At 36.9% G+C, this 21,591-nt stretch carries 18 protein-coding genes; 14 read left to right on the top strand and 4 right to left on the bottom strand.

What is annotated here, in order from left to right; genetic code table 11:
* Window positions 1–112: 112 nt before the first annotated feature.
* Window positions 113–1,480, bottom strand: coding sequence for a chromosomal replication initiator protein DnaA (gene dnaA, locus J3U54_RS02860; RefSeq protein WP_220220416.1), 1,368 nt, complete (start codon window positions 1,478–1,480; stop codon window positions 113–115).
* 442 nt (window positions 1,481–1,922) lie between these two features.
* Here dnaA and J3U54_RS02855 point away from each other — a divergent pair, with 442 nt between their 5' ends.
* The 6 genes from J3U54_RS02855 to J3U54_RS02830 all read left to right on the top strand — a co-directional run bounded on the left by J3U54_RS02855 (window position 1,923) and on the right by J3U54_RS02830 (window position 6,683).
* Complete coding sequence (locus tag J3U54_RS02855) at window positions 1,923–3,572, top strand: BglG family transcription antiterminator (protein ID WP_267384986.1); 1,650 nt, start codon at window positions 1,923–1,925, stop codon at window positions 3,570–3,572.
* Window positions 3,573–3,574: 2 nt separating this feature from the next.
* Window positions 3,575–4,012, top strand: coding sequence for a PTS sugar transporter subunit IIA (locus tag J3U54_RS02850; protein ID WP_258562407.1), 438 nt, complete (start codon window positions 3,575–3,577; stop codon window positions 4,010–4,012).
* 2 nt (window positions 4,013–4,014) lie between these two features.
* Window positions 4,015–4,299, top strand: a complete 285-nt coding sequence (locus J3U54_RS02845; protein WP_220234984.1) for a PTS sugar transporter subunit IIB — start codon at window positions 4,015–4,017, stop codon at window positions 4,297–4,299.
* Window positions 4,300–4,301: 2 nt separating this feature from the next.
* Entirely contained in the window at window positions 4,302–5,561 is a 1,260-nt protein-coding gene (locus J3U54_RS02840; RefSeq protein WP_103752633.1) for a PTS ascorbate transporter subunit IIC, read from the top strand.
* 1 nt (window position 5,562) lies between these two features.
* A complete protein-coding gene (locus J3U54_RS02835) occupies window positions 5,563–6,300 on the top strand; it encodes a sugar isomerase domain-containing protein (protein ID WP_103752632.1) in 738 nt (245 codons plus the stop codon).
* Window positions 6,301–6,398: 98 nt separating this feature from the next.
* Window positions 6,399–6,683, top strand: a complete 285-nt coding sequence (locus tag J3U54_RS02830; protein ID WP_267384985.1) for a hypothetical protein — start codon at window positions 6,399–6,401, stop codon at window positions 6,681–6,683.
* 536 nt (window positions 6,684–7,219) lie between these two features.
* Here the strand turns inward: J3U54_RS02830 and J3U54_RS02825 are convergent.
* Window positions 7,220–8,068, bottom strand: a complete 849-nt coding sequence (locus tag J3U54_RS02825; protein ID WP_103752629.1) for a helix-turn-helix domain-containing protein — start codon at window positions 8,066–8,068, stop codon at window positions 7,220–7,222.
* Between the two features lie 435 nt (window positions 8,069–8,503).
* On the opposite strand from J3U54_RS02825, the gene rpmH reads away from it, so the two are divergent.
* The 8 genes from rpmH to J3U54_RS02785 all read left to right on the top strand — a co-directional run bounded on the left by rpmH (window position 8,504) and on the right by J3U54_RS02785 (window position 18,547).
* Window positions 8,504–8,644 (top strand): 50S ribosomal protein L34, encoded by a 141-nt coding sequence (gene rpmH / locus J3U54_RS02820; RefSeq protein WP_003549412.1) that lies wholly within the window; start codon window positions 8,504–8,506, stop codon window positions 8,642–8,644.
* A 51-nt stretch (window positions 8,645–8,695) separates the two neighbouring features.
* Window positions 8,696–9,064, top strand: coding sequence for a ribonuclease P protein component (gene rnpA / locus J3U54_RS02815; protein ID WP_103752628.1), 369 nt, complete (start codon window positions 8,696–8,698; stop codon window positions 9,062–9,064).
* Window position 9,065: 1 nt separating this feature from the next.
* Window positions 9,066–9,932, top strand: a complete 867-nt coding sequence (locus J3U54_RS02810; RefSeq protein WP_220220409.1) for a membrane protein insertase YidC — start codon at window positions 9,066–9,068, stop codon at window positions 9,930–9,932.
* Window positions 9,933–10,031: 99 nt separating this feature from the next.
* Window positions 10,032–11,417 carry a tRNA uridine-5-carboxymethylaminomethyl(34) synthesis GTPase MnmE gene (mnmE, locus tag J3U54_RS02805; protein ID WP_267384982.1) on the top strand — a complete coding sequence of 462 codons (1,386 nt, stop codon included), beginning with the start codon at window positions 10,032–10,034 and terminating at the stop codon, window positions 11,415–11,417.
* Between the two features lie 10 nt (window positions 11,418–11,427).
* The gene (gene mnmG, locus J3U54_RS02800) at window positions 11,428–13,326 is read left to right on the top strand and encodes a tRNA uridine-5-carboxymethylaminomethyl(34) synthesis enzyme MnmG (RefSeq protein ID WP_103752625.1); all 1,899 of its coding nucleotides are present in this window, start codon (window positions 11,428–11,430) and stop codon (window positions 13,324–13,326) included.
* 265 nt (window positions 13,327–13,591) lie between these two features.
* Window positions 13,592–15,406 carry a pyruvate oxidase gene (gene spxB, locus J3U54_RS02795; RefSeq protein WP_103752624.1) on the top strand — a complete coding sequence of 605 codons (1,815 nt, stop codon included), beginning with the start codon at window positions 13,592–13,594 and terminating at the stop codon, window positions 15,404–15,406.
* A gap of 106 nt (window positions 15,407–15,512) precedes the next feature.
* Window positions 15,513–16,898, top strand: a complete 1,386-nt coding sequence (gene gndA / locus J3U54_RS02790; protein ID WP_103752623.1) for an NADP-dependent phosphogluconate dehydrogenase — start codon at window positions 15,513–15,515, stop codon at window positions 16,896–16,898.
* A 92-nt stretch (window positions 16,899–16,990) separates the two neighbouring features.
* Complete coding sequence (locus J3U54_RS02785) at window positions 16,991–18,547, top strand: ClC family H(+)/Cl(-) exchange transporter (RefSeq protein ID WP_103752622.1); 1,557 nt, start codon at window positions 16,991–16,993, stop codon at window positions 18,545–18,547.
* Between the two features lie 73 nt (window positions 18,548–18,620).
* Here the strand turns inward: J3U54_RS02785 and J3U54_RS02780 are convergent, their stop codons facing one another.
* Both J3U54_RS02780 and J3U54_RS02775 read right to left on the bottom strand, forming a co-directional pair.
* Window positions 18,621–19,955, bottom strand: coding sequence for an MFS transporter (locus tag J3U54_RS02780; RefSeq protein WP_267384981.1), 1,335 nt, complete (start codon window positions 19,953–19,955; stop codon window positions 18,621–18,623).
* A gap of 209 nt (window positions 19,956–20,164) precedes the next feature.
* A complete protein-coding gene (locus tag J3U54_RS02775) occupies window positions 20,165–21,475 on the bottom strand; it encodes an NCS2 family permease (protein WP_103752620.1) in 1,311 nt (436 codons plus the stop codon).
* Window positions 21,476–21,591: the final 116 nt, after the last annotated feature.

The following is a 21,591-nucleotide window of genomic DNA, read 5'->3' as shown; positions in this document are numbered from 1 at the left end:
TTAGTAGGTCCTGTGATTTCTGTTGAAAAACTTAATTCGCCCTAAAATAACGTAATTATGACGGTTAAGAAAATGTGTACAAGACAAAAAGTTTTCCACACTTAAGCACTTTTTAGCGATCAAGCATCTGTTTCAAATCAAAAACTGCTGTTTTGATATCTGAGTCCGTTTTTATTTCGCGACTAATTTTATCGCAAGCATGCATCACCGTTGTGTGGTCCTTGCCGCCAAATTCTTGACCGATTTTGGGTAAGCTGGAATCAGTTAATTCACGAGACAGGTACATTGCAATTTGGCGCGGTACGACAATCTGCCTTACCCGCTTTTTTCCTTTCAATTCATAAGTTGAAGTTTGGAAATAATTAGCAACGACTTCTTGGATTTTAGAAATTTGTAAGCCTTGATTTTTTTGCACCAGTTTTAGATCTGCTAGGGCTTCGCGAGCTAAATTGACGTTAATGTCTTCATGCTCAATTGTTGCATGTGCCTGGACTTTAACCAAGGCACCCTCAAGCTCCCGAATATTGGTATCAACTTGTGAAGCAATGTAATCGAGTGTGCTGTCATCAATAATGAGATTTTCAGCTTCGGCTTTTTTCCGCAAGATTGCAATTCGCGTTTCCAGATCGGGTGGCGTAATCTCAACTTGCAGCCCCCAGGTAAACCGCGATACCAGTCTTTCGGATAAGTCAGGAATTTCGGTTGGCAGCCGGTCACTCGTCATAACAATCTGTTTTTGATCATTATAGAGCGTTTCAAAAGTATGGAAGAATTCTTCTTGAATACCCTCTTTTTTGGCAAAAAATTGGATATCATCGACTAACAATAAGTCGCAGGTACGATATTTTTCCCGGAATTGATCCTGCGTTTTATTTTTGATGGAATTGATGAAGTCGTTAACGAAGGTTTCACTTTGGATATAAACGACTTTCGCATTCGGTCGTTCTGCCAGCATTTGGTGACCAATCGCTTGCATCAAGTGTGTCTTACCTAGACCCACGCCACCAAAGATAAAAAGCGGATTATAAAAACTACCAGGACTATCGGCAACAGCTAAAGCAGCACCTGCTGCAAGTTTATTTCCTTCACCTTGAACAAAGTTATCGAAAGTATATTTATCATTCAGCTTAAGATTGCGGACAAATGCATTGGTTTCTTGTCTTTGCGTCTTTTCACGTAATGGCTGTGTCTGCGGCTTAGGGGTTACAAGCCGTTCAGTACTGCTATCGCCTTCGATCTGAAAAACAGGAATCACTTCAATATTGGCATATCCGTATGCTGACTGAATGAGCTGCGTAGACAAATTCTTTTCCCAATATCCTTTAGTAACCGGATTTTGGACGGCAATTTTTAGTTCATGAGTTTCCTTATTATAGGAAACGGGTTTAGTATTTTTAAACCAAGCATTGTAGGCAACTTCATTAAAACGTTCACGCATTTCATCGTTAAAATGCTGCCAAAATTTATTGATGTCAAACAAAATAAGTCCCTCCGATAACGTTAAGCAAAACTTATTGTACCATCTAAATAAAATGTTTTCCACAAGTGAATAACATTAATCCAAAATCAACAAGTTGTGGATAGATATTTTAGAAAGATACACAAATTTTGCGATAAATAAATCTTGAAATGAGAAATTTGCATGTAATCCTGTGGATTGTTTTTATTAATTTACCAGTAAAAGAGATGAATAAGGCTGCGAGATATCCACATGCTGTGAATATCTTTTTTAACAGGTTGTGTCTTGTGGATAAACTTGTGTAAACTGCTGTGTTTAATAAATTGTGGATAAAAAATGCCGGTCTTTTGTAAACAAGAGCAATCAAAAATAGGTGTTCAACTTTTTAGCCAAAAATTTTGTTTCTCTTTGTTCTTCCTAAATAAAGGGTAACTAAATACTATAGGTATAAGAGGTGATAATCTTGGACACACACAAATGTATAGACAGTAAAGAAAGAAAATATTACATTTTGGCTCGTCTGATTAATGGTGAGCATCTTAGTTATCAGCATTTAGCAGATGATTATTATGTTTCTCGAAGTAGTATCGCCAATGATATTGCTGTTTTAAAAAAGCGTTTGGCCAAAGACAATGTTGCCCTGAGTTTTAATAATTCTGGATCATACCTTGGAGGAAGTGAACTTGATAAGCAAAAAATAATTAAACGGGTTGTAATTGATTTATTTGAATTAAATAGTTTAGAACTAAAAAATCTAATCAATTTGTTTGTTGATAGTAATTTGATTTTACAGATACTTCAGTTATTCCGTGGAAAATTGCAAGCATGGAAACTTGAACTGCCCGAAAATTGTCTTAATGACATAACAATATCGACCGCTATTTTGGTATTTAGGGGAAAGAAAGGGCATCAAATTAGCTGGGACAAGTCGATGAATATCTTGTTTCAGCAGATTGAACAGTATCCTTTGGTTTATCAGCTGCTTAGAACGATTGAAGAAGCAGAAATTTATCAACTTAATAATACAGAATCTGAGTATCTTTCATATATTGTGATTGGCAATGGTGTAAATTTTTTTATGAAAAATGACCAGGTACCACTTGGCTTTGTAAACGAAGTTAAAAAGCTCATTGTCAATGTCTGTGATGCTTTAGGTATTGATGTAAATAAGGACACTATTTTAGTTAACTCTTTAATTGTACATTTGTATCAAATGAAATTTCGCCTGCAGTCAAAAACAACGGTTATCAATCCATTATTAGGAGAAATAAAAAATAATTATCCTGATTTATATGGTGTAGTTTGGTATGCATTAAGTGAATTTGCTAAAATTAATGATTTACCTATTTCTGATGATGAAGTAGGCTTCGTTACATTGCATTTTCAAGCAGCGGTTGAGCGTAATAAGGCAATAAATCGAATTCTATTCGTATGTCCTAATGGTATTGGCATGAGTTCGCTAATTTGTGCCAAAATTAAAAGAATTTTGCCAGCTGCAGCTTTAACTGAAGTTGTTTCCAAACATAATCTAATGAAAAAAGACTTGACTAATGTTTCATTAATTATCTCTACTGTTCAGTTGACTGAGCAATCTGTACCAGTAGTTTACATTTCACCATTAATGACAGTTTGTGATATGAAAAAGGTTGCTAATACTTATATTGATGTTGTAATGAAGCACAAAGAAACAATTAAGGATGAAACGGAAATAGATAAAAAAGTAATACCCTTACTAAAAGGAAAAATTATTTTTACCGACAGAAAAGGGCCTAAGCAAATTATTGATTTATTGCTAGAAAATGGTAGTTGGCCTAGTGAACAGATTAAAAATAGCTATGAACAAACAATTATAGAGCGCGAAAAATTGCAGTCTACTTATTTAAGTAATGGTTTTGTAATTCCTCATGGCAACCCTGCACTTGTAGAAAAAAGTAGTATTTCGGTGGCAATTCTCGCTAAGCCCATTAACTGGGGAAATAATCGTGTTGATGTTATTGCTTTACTAATGGTTAATCGTAATGACCAGAGAATAGTTGAACCATTTATGAATTTAATTATGCAGGGAATTAACGATAAGAACTGGTTTATTGCAAAAATGATGGAGGCTAAATAACAGTGTCAGAAACTTTATTTAATGAAAAAAATGTTCAAATAATTGATGGTGCGCATGATTGGCGGGATGCATTATGGCAAGCCAGTTTACCCTTGATTAAAGAGGATGCGATTACAACAGACTATGTTTTAAATATGATTGCAAGCGTTGAAAAAAATGGTCCTTATATGGTTTTAACTGATTATTTTGCATTAATGCATGCAAGACCGGGTCAAGGTGTTAATAAATTGGGGATGAGTTTACTTATTTCTCGTAAGGCTATTGACTTAGAAGGTAAACCAGTAAAAATTTTTTTAGTAATGGCAGCAGTAGATAATACTAGTCATTTGCAAAGCTTACAAAAAGTGGTTTCGATTTTGATGGATCCTAAATCTTATCAAATAATTTTAAATGCTAATAAAAAAGCGATTGTTGCAATGTTTGCGAAAGTGAAGGTATAGAAATGAAAATCTTAGCAGTTTGTGGATTTGGAGTTGGTAGTTCAATGGTTTTAAAAATGACACTAGAAAAAGTTGTTATGGAACTAGGACTAAATGCTGATGTGAAAAATACTGATATTGCTTCTGCAAAAGCCGAAGAAGCTGATGTCTATTTTACTAGTGCTGAATTAAAACCTGATATTGAATCTTCAACATCTAAACCAGTGTATGCGATTAAGCGATATATGGATAAAAATGAAGTTTTACAGGCAATGAACGATTTTTTGGCACATAGGGGAGAAAAGTAATTATGGAAATATTAAAATTCATATCAAATGATATTTTACAAGACCCACCTGTTTTGCTTGGCTTAATTGCTATGCTTGGGCTTATTGTTCAGAAAAAACCGATAGCTGAGGTTGTGAAAGGAAGTATGTCAGCAGCATTTGGCATGATCATTCTGACCGAAGGCGTAAACATGCTAACAGGAGTAGTTGCAGCAATTAATACTGCTATTCAGACTAAAATGGGTATTCAAGTAGCTAAAGGAATGACAGATATTACTTTTACTGCAGAATATGGTGGAGCTGTGGGAATGGCAATGTTTTTGGCTTTGGTTATTCATATTTTAATTGCTCGCTTTACACCGATTAAAACAATTTTTTTAACTGGGCATATGCTATGGTGGGTACCTTTTGTCATTGTCGCTGGAGGTGTAGAAGGTGGATTACGTGGCATTAATTTAATTATAATGAGTGCAATTCTTTCAGCCCTATACTTTTCAATTGCACCTTGGATTATGCGGAAATATGTATGGGCCGCAACGGGTGATGACTCATTCTTGATAGGTCATCCGACTACGATTCTTTCGTTAATATCTGGTTTTGTGGCTAAACACGTTGGTAATAAAAAGCACTCAACTGAAGACCTAAAAGTTCCCAAAGGTTTATCTTTTTTCCGTGATATTTCAATAACCGGTGGTATTGTAATGTTCTGTGTTGATATTGTGGTTGGGCTGATTGCCCCAACTTTAGTGCCTAAAGGAGGCAACATATTTACAGTGGCGTTGAATGCAGGTCTTACTTTTGGAGGAGGTTTATTAATACTACTTTATGGGGTTCGTTTACTAGTTAATCAAATCATTCCTGCGTTTCAAGGTATTTCTGAAAAATTAGTTCCTGGTGCAAAACCAGCTTTTGATGTTCCTATTCTGTTTAATTATAAACCAAATGCTGTTATTATTGGCTTTCTTTCGGCGTTCATTACTTCAACAATTTTAGTGTTGATTGCTAATGTGACTAATATATTTGGAATTTTAATTGTTCCATTGATGATAACTAGCTTCTTTGAGTGTGGTGGTGCGGCAGTAATCGGCGAAGGTCAGGGAGGCATTCGTGGAGCAATTATTGGAACTGCTGTAGCTGCAGTTGTAATGGTAGCTTTGGTAGGAATTTCAGCGGTAATGATGGATAGTACTATTAAAAATTGGATTTTAATTTTTGGTGGTAATGATTTGTCGCTTTGGAGCATTATCAGCAAACTGATTGCTAGCTTGCTAGGGGGAATATAATATGTATCGTTATTTTAATAAAATTGAGAATATTATTGATACTGTCGAAAAAGTCGAAAGGGATAATATTGAAAAAGCAATTACACTAATTTTTAACGCTAATATCAGTAAAAACTCAATTTATATATTCGGTGCTAGTCATGCGGGAATTTTGGCTGATGAAATGTACTATCGCGCTGGTGGCATGATTACAATAAATGCTATTTTTGGACGTGAGGTAATGCTCGATAGGAAGCCAATAACTTTTACAAGTAAAATGGAGCGTTTAGAGGGTTATGGTACTGCATTAGCAAGTACTGTTAATTTTAAAAAGGATGATATTCTAATTCTACATTCAGTTTCTGGAAGAAATCCAGTAATTATTGATTTGGGACTTGCAGCTAAAGCAAAAGGAGTAAAAATTATTGGTTTAACCAATCTTGCTTATTCTAGATCTGTTAAAAGTCGTCATTCGTCTGGAAAGCATTTATTTGAAATTGCTGATATTGTAATTGATAACCATGGGGATATTGGGGATGCAGCTTGTCCAATTAAAGGTACAAACCAAAAAGCTGGTCCAACTTCAACCGTCATTGGTGCAGCTATTTTAGATAATATTATTGTTGAAACATGTCAAAGATTAGTAAATCATGGAATTCCAGAGGCACCAATCTTTTATTCAGCCAACCTTGATGACGGAGATAAGAAAAACCAAGAATTAATTGATGAATATAGGGATATGATTCATTATGATTTTTAGAGAAAATGATAAATCACGGGATGTTTCATGTGAAAAATAGTAAAATAGAACTAAATATTTTTAAACAATTTACTGAAAAATAGAGGAGATTTTAGCCAATGAACGATGATTATATCAAAATGGCGTTAAAAGACGATGGTAACCTTAAAGTGATTCTTAAGGTATGCGTTGAAAATGTTGCTCAGGAAAAAGTTGGTGTTGTCAGTGTAGTCTATCTTACTAAGGATCCCAAAAAGGCTGAGCAGAAGTTCACTGAATATAATGCTAATAAAGAAGAAGGGGATTACTACATGGTTTATAGTTGCCCATTAGATACCTTTTTGCCGTCATTAGGTCATTATCCATCAATTGAAATTCATCAAGAAGATTTGAATGGAAAGTAAAAAGATAGCAAGAATTTTTACTAGAGCATAATAAAAGCAACAGTGCTGCTGTATAGTTGCTTTTAAACTCTTATTGCTATTTATTTTGCCCGTTATTTATTTAGATGATCTTTATAAATATAAAACAATCCTACTAATAAAAACAACATTAAAATAATAGTTAAACTTGGAAATATTTGCTTAAATTTAAAATTATTTGCTACTAAAGTTCCCAATAATACTATCACTGAAAATGCCACTAACAGTATTCCACGCTTTTTTCTAATAAATATAAAAAAAGAAGTATCTTTAAATATTTTAGAAAGACAGAAAACAATAACTATTATGGCGCTATACACTATGGTTTCAAACATAACTTACCTATCCCTTTATTTATATCTTTAATAATTTAAAAATATTAGATTTTTAGTTTGTATTGAGAGTAATCTTTATGGCTGCTATTATAATTGATAATTTAGGAGAAGAAGGCAATAGATGCATATTTGAACTTTTAAATCATATATGAAAGTAATGTTTCAAATAGGTAAAAAAATTATCTATTTGTTTTGATTGACAAACTCAGTAAGATTCTTACTATATTCCGTCATACCAATAAATGAAAAAAAATCGATTCCTTTTTGACAGGCTTCAAGATATTCTTTTTGATTTGTGTAATGAAAATTAATCAAATTTTTGAATATTAAAAAAACACTCTTGCAAAAACATAGTTCGGGTTTGATTTTAATAGAATCTGCAACCTTTACAAAAGTCATAACGGCATCATAGCGCTTGTCTTCTATGCATAAAACCATCAAATTAGTAATAATTGCTAAAATTGAATTTTGAATGTCAATATCAGTACTGTTTTGTAATTGCTTTATAATTTTATGTGTAAGCAAAATATTACTATCAATATCATAAAGCCGCATGGACGAACAATAAATTCTTAAAGAATATTTGTCAAATGAGTGAACACTAAATATCCTGTTTTTTATAATCGAGATAGTTTCTTGATCTAAATTTTTACTATTGTTAGTTGCTAATGCAATAACACCAGTAATTATAAGTAATAGATTATTTTTATTAGGTAAATTTCCCTGTTCGATTACCTGTTTTAAGCGCTCAAGCTCTTTAGTAGAATTTTGATAATAGGCATTGCTCATTAATTTGCGTAATTCCTGTTCAAATTCATATTCAAGCTGTCTCTTGGGTCTCAATTCATTAAAAAACTGTTCGGGCAAGATATTGTTATAGTCAAGTAGATCAAGCAAATCATTAGTAACGATGTGATTCGCTCCTTGTTCTACTTTTGAGTAAAATGATGGGCTAATTATGGTTCCAACCCATTCTTTTTGGGTCTTGTTCGCTCTTGTGCGATACTGTTTTAATAATTCACCAATATCCATTTTTACCTCCGATTAAACTTTAGGAGTTTCTTAGTTTTCTACTATAGCATAGTAAAATATAATGTTAAGAACAATTGAGATCTATGCCAATTTATGGGAATTTACTTTGCTTGTTGTTTATTGAGACTAACATCCTAGTTGGATACTTGAGGTTACAAAAAATTGGAGTAATAGAAGTAGCTAAGTTAGTGAGTTACAAAATAATTTATCCAATTATGAAACAAAAGTCTGCTCTAGAGTAGAATTGCTAAAAATAAAGAATATAAAGCTGATCAAGCATTCTAAAGACATGTGTTAGAATCTTTTGGGGCTAAGAACATATATTTAGGTAGTAAATTCGCATTTTTTTCGTTTTCGCTTGGTTTTTTATTTTAATCATGGTATCCTAGATATTAAATTGTGCAGTTAGCATATTAAAAATGGAGGTGTAGTTTAATGACAACTAAAAGAACTTACCAACCTAAAAAGCGTCACCGTTCACGCGTTCATGGCTTTATGAAGCGTATGAGCACATCAAATGGCCGTAAGGTTTTGGCTAGACGCCGTGCAAAGGGTAGAAAAGTCTTATCTGCTTAAACCACTGAATCCCAGTGGTTTTTTTAATATCAAAGAGTGGAATGAAACGTTTTGAGAAAGTCTTATCGAGTTAAAACTGAAAATGATTTTCAGCGAGTTTTTAAATCTGGTAATTCAGTAGCAAATCGGGCGTTTGTCATCTATAAAATAGCTAAACCCGAGAATACTCATTTTCGGGTTGGAATTTCAGTTGGCAAAAAGGTCGGACATACCGCGGTTGTACGTAATCGCCTCAAACGTTATATTCGAGCAGTTCTTACTGAAAATAAGCCTGCAATTGATACACAGATTGATTTTTTGGTAATTGCTAGACCGTATGTACGAAATTTTAGGATGGCAGAAGTCCGGAAGAATTTGCTTCATGCGCTCTTTTTGGCTAATATTATAGAAGAAATACCTGAAAAAGTTGAGGAAGATTAGAGTGAAAGACATTTTAACTAAAAAGAATGTCAAACGTGTACTTGTGCTATTAGCAGTGATGGCGGTTGCCGTTGTACTAACTGGATGTGCTGCTTCAAATGCTAAGCCAGCTCCTGTTTCACATACTAGTGGTAACTGGTGGGATCGTTGGGTAATTTATTACATGTCAACGTTCCTGTTATGGCTTGCGAAGATAATGAACAACAGTTACGGTTGGGCAATTATTGTCTTTACCGTTATTGTACGGTTAATCTTGTATCCACTTAGTGCATTGCAGATTAAGAGTACAACTAAAATGCAAGGGATTCAGCCTGAAATTGATGCATTGCGCAAAAAATATCCAGGTAATGATACAGAATCGCGAACGCTACTTTCACAAGAAACTAATAAGCTCTATAAAGAAGCTGGCATTAATCCGTACGCAGGTTGTTTGCCACTGATTATTCAGCTGCCTGTTATGTATGCTTTGTATGGTGCGATTTGGCAGACGCCACAATTACAGACTGGCCATTTTTTGTGGATGGACTTAGGTGAGCCGGATCCATACTTTATTATGCCGATTTTGTCGATGATCTTAACGTTCTTATCGACTTACATTAGTCAATTATCAACGCCGAAAGAATCACAAAACTTTTCGACTAAGATTATGACTTACGGAATGTCCGTAATGGTCGGTATAATGGGTATCTACTTCCAATCAGCAATTGTTTTGTACTGGGTAATTTCTAACCTCTTCCAAGTGGTTCAAACCTTTATCTTGCAGAATCCGATTAAATATCGGCATGAACAAGAAGCTAAGGCTGAAGCTGAACGTGAACGTAAGCGGCAACTACGGAAGACTTATAAACGATTAAAACGTAAACATTAATCTAAAGTAATTTTTAGATAAAGTAGTCAAAGTGCTTTATCCATCATGATTATTATTCATGGTGGTATAATGCGCTTTTTTTATTGAAAAGGAGAAATCATGGCACAAACTTTGACTGAATTTGATACGATAGCAGCAATTTCAACGCCGATCGGTGAAGGTGGTATTTCAATTGTCAGATTGTCTGGTGAAGATGCAGTTAAAATCGCCAACCGGGTTTTTAAAGGAAAAGACTTAACTAAAGCTCCTAGTCATACTATTCATTATGGGCACATTGTTGACCCCGAAAATAAGCAAATAATTGACGAAGTAATGGTCTCCGTTATGCTGGCGCCAAAGACTTTTACGCGCGAAGACATTGTGGAAATTAATTGTCACGGCGGAATTGTTGTCACCAATCGCATTTTACAGCTTTTGCTAAGAACCGGTGCGCGCATGGCTGAGCCAGGAGAGTTTACTAAACGGGCATTTGTTAATGGGCGAATTGATTTAACCCAAGCTGAAAGCGTAATGGATATTGTTCGCGCTAAAACCGATCGTGCAAGGCAGGTTGCCGAAAATCAGCTTGAAGGTGGATTATTAGCAAAAATTCAGGCAATGCGCCAAGAGATTTTAGATACTCTTGCAAATGTTGAAGTTAATATTGATTATCCTGAATATGATGCTGATAAAGTGACATCTGAGCAAATGACTAGGGTTTCGCAATCAGTTATTGGTAAAATTGATGGTCTGCTTAAGACTGCTGCCGAGGGAACGGCGTTACGTAACGGTCTAGCGACTGCAATTATTGGTCAACCCAACGTTGGTAAGTCATCGCTGCTCAATTATTTAACTAAAAGCGATACAGCAATTGTAACGGATATCGCGGGTACAACGCGAGACACGCTTGAAGAATACGTTTCGGTTGAAGGGGTACCGCTAAAATTGATTGATACAGCTGGTATTCGGCACACTGAAAATAAAGTAGAAAAAATTGGCGTGGAACGATCAAAAAAGGCTTTGGATCAGGCTGATTTGGTTTTACTCTTGTTTGATTCAAGTAAGGAGCTAGATCCAGAAGATCGCGAATTAATTGCGGCAACGGCAAACAAAAAGAGAATTGTTATCTTAAATAAAACCGATTTGGGTCAAAAAGTATCAGCTGCTGAAATGAAAGAGTTAACTAACAGCGAAGTAATTCCGACTTCTATTTTGCAAAAAAAGAATTTGAACCAGTTAAAAGAAGCAATTAAAGATTTATTCTTTAACGGTATTGAAAATTCAAACGATCAAGTAATGGTAACTAATCAAAGACAAGTAGGACTACTTGAAAAGGCCAAAAAGCAGTTGCAGGATGTCATTGCTGCGTTAGAAACTGAGGTGCCAATTGACATTGCACAAATTGATTTCAATGGTGCTTGGGATACTCTAGGCGAAATTACTGGTGAAAGTAGTCCAGATGAACTTGTTAATCAACTATTTAGTCAATTCTGTTTAGGAAAATAGGTGTAAAAGAATGATTAAAAATTATGACTCAAACGATTATGACGTAATCGTCGTTGGTGCAGGTCATGCAGGTAGTGAAGCTGCCTTAGCTAGCGCCAGAATGGGCCAAAAGACGCTGCTATTAACAATTAGTTTAGATATGGTTGCGTTTATGCCTTGTAACCCTTCGGTTGGTGGTCCAGCGAAAGGGACAGTAGTACGTGAAATTGATGCCCTTGGTGGTCAAATGGGTAAAAACATTGATGCAACTTATATTCAAATGAGAATGCTCAATACGGGTAAAGGTCCCGCTGTTCAAGCTCTCCGTGCGCAAGCTGATAAGTGGCAATATCATGAGCAGATGAAGAGCGTAATCGAAGAAACACCTAATTTGACATTGCGTCAGGCAACCGTTGATGAACTAATAGTTGAAGACGGTGTATGTAAAGGGCTAATTACTAATACGGGTGCCAGGTATCATGCCAAAAGTGTTGTGTTAACTACAGGAACTTCGGCTCGTGGTCGCATTTATATTGGTGAATTAAATTATTCTTCAGGCCCTAACAATACTATTCCGGCAATTAAACTTTCTGAGAATCTGGAAAAACTGGGTTTTAAATTACGTCGTTTTAAAACCGGGACGCCGCCACGCGTCAATAGTAATACGATTGACTACTCTAAAACGGAAGAGGAGCCAGGCGATCAGATACCGCGTCATTTTTCCTTTGAAAGTAAAGATGAGGACTATCTAAAAGAGCAAGTTTCTTGCTGGATGACGTACACTAATAAAAGAACACACAAAATTATTAACGAAAATCTAACCCGCTCACCAATGTTTTCAGGTGAGATTAAAGGTGTGGGTCCGCGTTACTGTCCATCAATTGAGACAAAGGTAGTGCGCTTTGCTGATAAGCCGCGCCACCAAATTTTTCTTGAACCGGAAGGTAAAAATACCAAGGAAGTTTATGTTGGCGATTTTTCAACTTCAATGCCCGAAGAAATTCAATTAAAAATGCTACATACGGTTGCAGGATTAGAAGATGCCGAATTGATGCGTCCGGGTTATGCAATTGAGTATGACGTAATTGATCCTTGGCAGTTAAAGCATACCTTGGAGACTAAAAACATTAAGAACCTGTTTACTGCTGGGCAAATGAACGGTACTTCTGGTTACGAAGAAGCTGCGGGACAAGGCCTAATTGCTGGTATTAATGCAGCTTTACGTGCTTCCAATCGACCTGGCTTTACTTTAGGTCGCGATGAGGCATATATTGGCGTTTTAATTGATGATTTAGTAACTAAGGGAACAGAAGAGCCTTATAGATTGCTGACTTCACGGGCGGAATACCGGCTGATTTTACGTCATGACAATGCTGACTTACGTTTAACGGATTATGGTTATCAACTTGGTCTGATTTCGGAAGAGCGCTACTCGAAGTTTTTGGCTAAAAAAGAGCAAATCAAGCAAGCCGAAAATGCTGTAAAGACAATTACTATTCATCCCGATGAAAAAGTGCAGGCATATCTTGCAAGTATTGGTGAAGATAAGCTTAAAGCTGGTGTAAAAGCAGATGTATTCTTACGTCGGCCGCGAGTTAAAGTTGATGATATTGAAAAACTGACGGGCGAAACAATTTCAACTGAGCGCTACGTTAAGGAGCAGATTGAAATTAATGTTAAGTATGCTGGCTATATTAAGAAGGAACAGCAACAAATTAATCGTTTGCACCGCCAAGAAGCCAAAAAAATACCAGCTGATATTGATTACCAAGCAATTGAAGGCTTAGCAACGGAAGCACGGGAAAAATTTGAGAAGATTAGACCAGAGACGATCGCACAAGCTGAACGAATCTCTGGAGTAAATCCAGCCGATATGGCGATTTTGAGTGTTTATGTTCAAAATGGTCGTTATGCTAAAATCAAAAAGTAACTTTTAGAAAAAATTTAAAATTCTTTTTCTGAAAATAAATAATTCAAAAAAGACACAAAATAAACGTTAATGATCAGATAATCACAAATATAATTATTGCTCTTATCTTAAAGTGTTTATTTATTGATATAAGTTTGTGAAAATAATATTTTTACAAAGCGCTTACATATCTGTCCAACCAATAATTTTACTCACTTGAAATTGTGAAATTATATGTTTTAATACAGTATGTAAGTAAATGTATTTAAGGAGATGCACTTTAAAAATGGCAAAAATTAATGGCGCAAATGCTATGCTCCAAGTTTTATTGGACTGGCATATTGATCATATTTATGGTTTCCCAGGTGGTTCATTCGACTCAACAATGAATGCTATCCACGACTTCAAGGGCAAGTTAAAGTATATCGAAGTACGGCACGAAGAGGCCGGTGCTTTGGCTGCTTCAGCTGAATACAAGTTCACTGGTAAAGCTGGTGTATGTTTTGGTTCTGCTGGTCCTGGTGCTGTTCACTTGATGAACGGTTTATACGATGCTAAGTACGACAAGGTTCCAATGGTAGCAATTATTGCTAACGTTCCAACTAGTCGTCAAGATATCGACTTCTTCCAAGCTTTCGATGAAAAGCCTTGGTTTGATGCTGTAGCTGTTTGGAACCACCAAATCAAGCGTGCAGATCAAATTCCTGCAATGATGGATGAAGCTCTTCGTCAAGCTTATGCTAAGAAGGGCCCAGCTGTATTAATTCTTCCTAAAGACTTTGGTTGGGAAAAGATTAACGACAACTTCAGAGTAACTTACAATTCAATGCAAGCTATTCCTAACTATGCAGCTCCTAAGAAAGAAGAAATCGATGCAGCTGTTAAGATTCTTGAGGAAGCTAAGAATCCAGTTGTTTACTTTGGTTTAGGTATGAAGGGTCACGGCGATGTCTTAGAAAAATTCGCTGAAAAATTCAAGACTCCATTGATGTCATCAGTTATGGCTAAGGGTGTTGTTGAAGACAAGTGCCCAGCATACATGGGTTCAATTGGCCGTGTTGCTCCAAAGCCTAGTGATGATATTCAAATGCACGCAGATGCTGTTATCTGGGTTGGTAACGACTCACCATTCTCAGTATTCTTCTTTGACCCTAAGGCCAAGGTTGTTCAAATTGATGTTGATTCAGAAAAATTGGGTAAGCGTCACGCAGTTGATGTTCCAATTTTGGCAGACGGTGCTAAGACTTTGCAAGCAATCATCGATGCCGGTGAAGTTCGTGAAGAATCTCCACTTTACAAGGCTGCTATTGCAGACCGTAAGAACTGGGAAGACTGGGAGAACAGCTTTGTTGACTCAGACGAAATGCCAGTTCGCCGTGAACCAATCTTTGACATCATTAACAAATACGCTGATGACAATGCACAATATGCTATTGATGTTGGTAACATCAACATTGACTTCCAACGTTTAATCAACTTGCACGATGAACAAACTTGGGCAACTTCAGGTTTGTACGCAACTATGGGCTTTGGTTCACCAGCTGCTATCGCTGCTGCTACAGTTCACCCAGACCGTGAAGTTTGGAACTTAGGTGGTGACGGTGGTTTCGCAATGATGAGTCAAGAATTATTGACTGAAGCTCGTTACAACATGCACATTTTGAACGTTGTCTTCACTAATGATACTTTAGGCTACATTGAAGCTGAACAAGTTGATGAATCACACCAACCATTATCAGGTGTTATTTTGCCAAACAACGAATGGGCACAAGTTGCTGAAGGTATGAACGTTAAGGGTGTAACTGTACGTACTAAGAAGGAATTCGAAGACGCAGTTAAGGAATTCAAGCAAATGGATGGACCAATGTTAATCGACATCAAGTTCACTCATGACATGCCTTACTCAACTGAATTGAACTCACTTGATGATCCTGAATTCGTTAAGAAGTATCAAGCTGAAGATTTGAAGCCATTCAGCTACTTTGCTGATAAATATGGTTTAGTTGAAGATGCTGCTTCAGGTGCTTCAGAAGCTGAAGAAGAAGAACCTGAACCAGAAGAAGAAGAGCCTGACACAACTTCGGGTGCTTCAGCACACTAATAAATATTATTAGAAATGGAAAAGCGAAACTTTTTGAAAGTTTCGCTTTTTTGCTACCGTACAAGTATAATAATAGAGTATGAAATTGTACGATGGAGGATTAAATATGCAACAATTCGGAATCATTGGCTTATCCGTAATGGGCAAGAACCTTGCTTTAAATGTTAGAAATAGTGGCTTCTCCGTTTCAGGCTTTAGTATTGATAAAAAAGAAGTCGATGCTTTTGCCAAATATCAGGATGATAAATTAAAACCAACTTATACTTGGGAAGAATTTGTCAATTCTCTAGAGAAACCACGTAAGATTTTGATTCAAATTATGGCCGGCAAGCCAGTTGATGAAACTTTACATAAGCTATTACCATTACTTGATAAAGGCGATATTTTACTTGATGGTGGAAATTCAAACTTCCATGATACTAATCGGCGTTTTCACGAAATGAAAGAGCATGGCATTCATTTTATTGGCATGGGTGTTTCAGGCGGTGAAGAGGGAGCTTTAAATGGTCCAGCATTGATGCCGGGCGGTGATGAAGAAGCTTACAAGGAAGTTGCCCCTATTTTAGAAGCAATTGCTGCTAAAAATGATGATGGCCAGCCATGTGTCAGCTTCATTGGTCCTGAAGGCAGTGGTCATTACGTTAAAATGGTACATAACGGAATTGAGTATGGTATCATGCAAGAGTTTTCCGAAGTTTACGATATCTTACGTAAAGTAGCAGGAAAATCTAATGATGAAATGTCCGCAATTTTTGCTGACTGGAATCAAGGCATAGTTAAGGCCTATCTTAGTGAGATAACCTCCGAAGTATTGAAGCAAAAAGATGATTTGACCCCAGATCATGTAATTGATCATATTTTAAACGTTGCTTCATATAAGGGTACGGGTAACTGGATGCTAGAAGATGGAGTTCATTTAGGTGTTCCAATTAGTGTAATAGCTGAAGCAGTTATCAGTCGGTTTATGTCAACGGCTACTACGCGTGAAGGTAAAGAAATTAATTGGACTGGTGAAGTTCCGGATGATTTAATCGAAAACCTTGGAAAAGCATTGCAGTTAAGCCAGGCTGTTGCATATGCGCAGGGCTTCCAGCAATTAAAAATGGCTGCTGATGCTTACCATTGGGAATTGCGTTATCCTGCAATTGCTCAATCTTGGGAAGCTGGCTGCATTATTCGCTCATCGATGTTAAAAGATATTGAAAAAGCTTTTGCTGATGGCAAGAAGCTTGACAATATGTTCCAAGATCCTTACTTTAAGGACTTGATGGAGAAGAATACCCCAGCATTGCGTAAAGTGCTTGAGCTTGCAACCAAGGCCGGGATTCCTACACCAACTTTAAGTGCCTCACTTAACTATTTGGAGTCAATTTTTAATCCAAGTCTGCCAGCTAATTTAATTCAAGGTCAACGTGATTACTTTGGCGCACATACTTACTTCAGAAATGATCGAGATGGTGTTTACCATACTGAGTGGTACGAAGAAAAATAATTCTGTTACACGTGTAACAAAACAAAAACCAGTTAAAATTAGTTTTTGACTGGTTTTTTGCTGTGATGAAACTAGTTCAAAGTGGGTGCGAAATGAAAAATAATAGAATTCAGATTAAGCTGCTGCTAGAGGCAATGCTAGTCGGCCTCTGCAGTGGAATAGTTGTTGGCTTTTTCCGGTTTGGAATAGAGCAAATGTCTAGCTTATGGCTAATGTTGTTTCATCTGGCTCATCAAAGTTGGTTATGGTTCATACCAATTGTTATTGGCTTAGCTGCAGTTGGCTTAATTGCGGGCTATTTTGTTAAGCAATATCCCCATGTTGGGGGATCTGGGATTCCTGAAGTAAAATTACAGCTTGCAGGTAAATTGCAACTTAGTTGGTGGCCGATTTTGTGGCGGAAAGTGATTGGCGGCATTCTAGTCATTAGTACGGGCCTATTTTTGGGGCCTGAGGGGCCTTCACTTCAGATCGGGTCAACTATCGGTCAAGGGATGGCAAAAGCCTCTAAAGAGGCTAAAACAAACGAGCGCGTATTGCTATCAACGGGTGCCGCAAGTGGACTGGCAGCCGCATTTGGTGCACCACTTAGTGGAGCCTTATTTGTATTAGAAGAAGTTTTTCATAACTTTTCACCTCGTGTAGGACTTAATGCACTAGCTGGGGCCTTGGTTTCGGATTATGTTGTATCGAATTTCTTTGGTCAAAAACCGGCATTATCTTTAGTTTATCGGCATACCTTTCCGGTTCAATTATACGGACACCTATTGGTATTGGGACTGCTCTTAGGTCTCTTAGGGCATCTGTACAAAGCCGGTTTATTTAAGGGAAAAGAATTTTATGCCAAAATCAAAATTCTGCCTAACTGGTTATACGGTCTTATTCCGCTAGTAATTTTAATTCCAATTGCCTATTTTTGGCCACTGATAACTGGACCAGGCAATCGCTTAATTTTGGCGTTACCAAAGATGATTAAAATTAATAATTGGCAGATGGTAAAACTACTTGTGCTTTATTTTGTCATTAGAATAGTATTTTCGATCATTTCATATGACTCTGGCTTGCCAAGTGGAATCTTTTTACCCGTCTTAACCATGGGTGCTTTAATTGGTGCCTGTTATGGTCTAATGATGGTTCAGCTTCATCTTTTGCCCGCCAAGTTAGTAATTAACTTAATAATTTTTGCGATGGCTGGCTATTTTGCTGCGGTAATTCGGGCACCATTTACAGCGATAATGCTGATTACGGAAATGGTAGGATCGCTTCTGCACTTAATGCCGCTTGCAGTCGTTGCGTTTATTGCTTTACTTACAGATGAACTGTTAGGTGGTAAGCCAATATACGGAATATTAGCCCAAAAAATTGCCGAACAAGGCGCATCTGTTACTATTCAAAAATCGGGTAAGGAGGATCAACTAACTGTTCCTGTCTATGAGGACAGTCAACTTGCTGAAAAAACAATTGCCCAAGTTAAGTGGCCAGAAGATACCTTGGTTAAAGCAATCTATCATGATGGTAATTATATCGTTCCTAATGGCCAATCCGTGATCAAGCCGGGAGACTCATTGATCCTGGCACTAGATTCAAACCAACGGGGCCGAGTTTATAGTCAAATGCGGCAACTCCAAGGAATTAAGTATGATGGCTAAAAAAGCACGCTGTTAATTGCGTTGATTTCAATTTCAAAACGATATCAATCAAAGCAAGTGCAGCATGCTTTTTTTATTTGTTCTTTTTTAAATATTTTGGTGCAGTTTCTGGTGCCCAAATTAAGCAGACAAGAAAGGCGGCGAATAATACGCAGGCGCAAACAAGCATTGCCAAATTGACGCCGCCAACATCGGTCAAAACTGGAAGTAAGAAGGTTCCAGCTGCAGCACCAATGCGGCTAATAGTAATGCACGTGCCCACACCACTAGCCTGGACACTATCGTCAAACAACTCGGTTGGATATGGATAATCTAAAACCAAACCCGATGATAAAATAATTGAGAAAATTGAAAATAGTAGAAGCTTAAATGAAGATGGCGCATTTGGCAGCAGTGCTAGCAGGCCGATTAAAAATGTTGATAGCAAAAAGTTACTAATTAAAAATGCGCGTCGACTGAGATGATCGAAAAGAAAGATTCCCAGAAAAATTCCTAGCAGCATACTGATATTGTATAAATTTCCTGAAACACGTGGGTTGCTTATGTTCATGCCATTTAGCAAAATTGGTAAAAATATACTGATACCAAAGAAAGCGAAAGTCTGACAGGCATAAAAGATTCCGCCAACCATAGTTCTTCGTAGATATTTTTTACTGAATAAAATAGTCCAGGAACTTGAACCATTTTCCTTCGGACGCTTAAAATGCCTGGAAATACCCCATTTGTGTCCTAATATTTTACCAATTACTCGATTAGCAATTTTTATTTTACCTTTACTAGCAAGCCAACCTGGTGATGGTGGTAAGGGAAAAATTGTCCGAAATAGTGCAGTAATAGTAGCGGGAACAGCTCCAGCTGCTAAAATGATCTGCCAAGTACGAGCTCCAAAACCGTTTACGAGGGTTCCAGTAAGATATGAAGCAATAAAGCCAAGAACCCAATAAATCAAGAGATGACTCTGCCTTTTACTGTCTTCTCCTTTAGGTAACCATTCGGTCAGTAGGGCATTACCGGCTGTATAGTCGATTGCCATCATTAAACCAATGCCAATTCGAATAAGAAAGGTCCAGGTAAGATTAGTAGTTGTGAGGTGAAGTAATGATAAAATTGCCAACACATACATGTTGCTCATTAACAGTTCACAGCGCCCAATCTTATCGGACAAACGGCCAATAAAAGCACTACTTGATAAGCCAATTAAACCACCTGCACCAATTAGTCCAGTCCATAAATCACTGATTGCGATATAATTACTGGCATTATTCATTGCCATTCCAGTTATTCCAAGTGAAAAGCCACAGGTAAATTGTCCTAAAGCAATTGCCAACATGACGCGCAAATGTACTTTAGAATGCGGTGCTTTTTTATAATCTTGTTTAATTCTATGTTTTTTATTTAACATAATCATAGTCCGAAAGGCTTAAATCGTGGGCTATTTGTTGCATCTCCTTTGTTTACGCCAAAGCTATTATATAATAACATAACAAAGATTTCGGTTTCTTGCAAAACGTCTTAAAATCCTAGGTCCAATTTTTGTATACCCACAGGTTTGCTAGCAAATTATCAAAATAAAAAAATACCACTTGGCTGGAAGTGGTATTTTTTGCTTATAAAAGATTACATATTTGTCACTAAAAAGAAGATGACAAAGACGATAAATAATGCGTACATCATCGGTGAGACTTTTTTGGCTTGTTTAGAAGCGAGCATTGTAATTGGGTAAGCAATCATTCCTAGTGCCAAACCATCAGAAATGCTGTATGTCAGAGGCATACCAATTACAGTGAGAAATGCCGGAAAGGCAATTTCAAATTTGTCCCAGTTAATTTTCTTTAAATTGCCCGCCATTAACACACCAACAATAATTAAAGCGGGAGCGGTAACTGTAGTTGGAATCACTGCAAGTAAAGGACTAAAAATCATACTGATTAAAAAGAAAATACCTACAAACACTGCGGTTAAACCAGTCCGTCCGCCCATAGCAATCCCAGCACTTGATTCCACTGAGGTTCCAAGGGGAGCAGTACCTAAAACCGCTCCTTCAACCATGGCTAGGGAGTCAGAAACAAAGGCTTTACCAATACGAGGTATTTTACCATTTTTATCGACCATTCCAGCTTGTTCGGTCATACCAATCAGTGTGCCAGCGGTATCAAAGAAAGTTACTAATAAAAAGGTTAGAACTACCATAAATAATTGCGGCGTATTAATATCTTTCAAGTGAAAGACGGCTTGACCAAATGTAGGTGCGATACTTGGCGCTGCTGAAACAATAGCTTTTGGTACCGCCACTTGGCCAATAACAATACCAAAAATAGCCGTAACAACCATCCCGATAAAAATTGAGCCGGGAACATTCATTGCCATTAAAATAACTGTTAATGTTAAACCAAAAAGAGTGATCCAAACGGCAGGAGAGTTAAATTTGCCTAAAGTAACGAGGTTTGAGTCGCTATTGACAATTAATTTACCGTTTTGCAAACCAATAAAGGCGATGAAGAGACCGATACCGGCTGAAATAGCATATTTTAAATCTTGCGGAATAGCATCGACCACTTTTTCACGTAGCTTTAAAATCGTAATTAAAATAAATAGGACTGAAGCTACCAAAACAGCAGCTAGTGCAGTTTGCCAATTGATATGCATGCCACCACAAACATTATATGCAAAAAATGCTGCACTTCCGAGTGTGGGAGCTAGTGCAATAGGATAATTAGCAACTAGGCCCATGATAAAACAACCAATTGCAATGGAAACTGCCGTGACAGTAAAGGCAGCCCCCTTGTCAATGCCAGCTGCATGTAAAATATTAGGGTTAACAAAAAGGATGTAGGAGAGACTGACAAAAGTGGTTAATGCAGCAATTAACTCACGTTTGACAGTGGTATGAGCATCGTTTAAATGAAAGACTTTATCTAGTGTCGTCATTTTTCCTCCAAAAAATTAATTATAAATGAACTATCTAAACTAGTGTAGCACACACAGTCCAGTTTGAATTACTATTTCCCGGGAAATAAAAAAGCAAGCCCTTTCAGACTTGCTTT

This window comes from Lactobacillus sp. B4007 (genome assembly GCF_026535895.1).
GTDB lineage: Bacteria > Bacillota > Bacilli > Lactobacillales > Lactobacillaceae > Lactobacillus > Lactobacillus panisapium.
This window is presented reverse-complemented; position numbering and strand designations above follow the sequence as displayed.

What these genes read in the sequence shown, in the direction of transcription:
- J3U54_RS02845 (WP_220234984.1), top strand. Translation starts at nt 4,015, where the DNA reads ATGAAAATCTTAGCAGTTTGTGGATTTGGAGTTGGTAGTTCAATGGTT.
- J3U54_RS02840 (WP_103752633.1), top strand. Translation starts at nt 4,302, where the DNA reads ATGGAAATATTAAAATTCATATCAAATGATATTTTACAAGACCCACCT.
- J3U54_RS02835 (WP_103752632.1), top strand. Translation starts at nt 5,563, where the DNA reads ATGTATCGTTATTTTAATAAAATTGAGAATATTATTGATACTGTCGAA.
- J3U54_RS02830 (WP_267384985.1), top strand. Translation starts at nt 6,399, where the DNA reads ATGAACGATGATTATATCAAAATGGCGTTAAAAGACGATGGTAACCTT.
- J3U54_RS02825 (WP_103752629.1), bottom strand. Translation starts at nt 8,068, where the DNA reads ATGGATATTGGTGAATTATTAAAACAGTATCGCACAAGAGCGAACAAG.
- rpmH (WP_003549412.1), top strand. Translation starts at nt 8,504, where the DNA reads ATGACAACTAAAAGAACTTACCAACCTAAAAAGCGTCACCGTTCACGC.
- mnmE (WP_267384982.1), top strand. Translation starts at nt 10,032, where the DNA reads ATGGCACAAACTTTGACTGAATTTGATACGATAGCAGCAATTTCAACG.
- mnmG (WP_103752625.1), top strand. Translation starts at nt 11,428, where the DNA reads ATGATTAAAAATTATGACTCAAACGATTATGACGTAATCGTCGTTGGT.
- spxB (WP_103752624.1), top strand. Translation starts at nt 13,592, where the DNA reads ATGGCAAAAATTAATGGCGCAAATGCTATGCTCCAAGTTTTATTGGAC.
- gndA (WP_103752623.1), top strand. Translation starts at nt 15,513, where the DNA reads ATGCAACAATTCGGAATCATTGGCTTATCCGTAATGGGCAAGAACCTT.
- J3U54_RS02785 (WP_103752622.1), top strand. Translation starts at nt 16,991, where the DNA reads ATGAAAAATAATAGAATTCAGATTAAGCTGCTGCTAGAGGCAATGCTA.
- J3U54_RS02780 (WP_267384981.1), bottom strand. Translation starts at nt 19,955, where the DNA reads ATGATTATGTTAAATAAAAAACATAGAATTAAACAAGATTATAAAAAA.
- J3U54_RS02775 (WP_103752620.1), bottom strand. Translation starts at nt 21,475, where the DNA reads ATGACGACACTAGATAAAGTCTTTCATTTAAACGATGCTCATACCACT.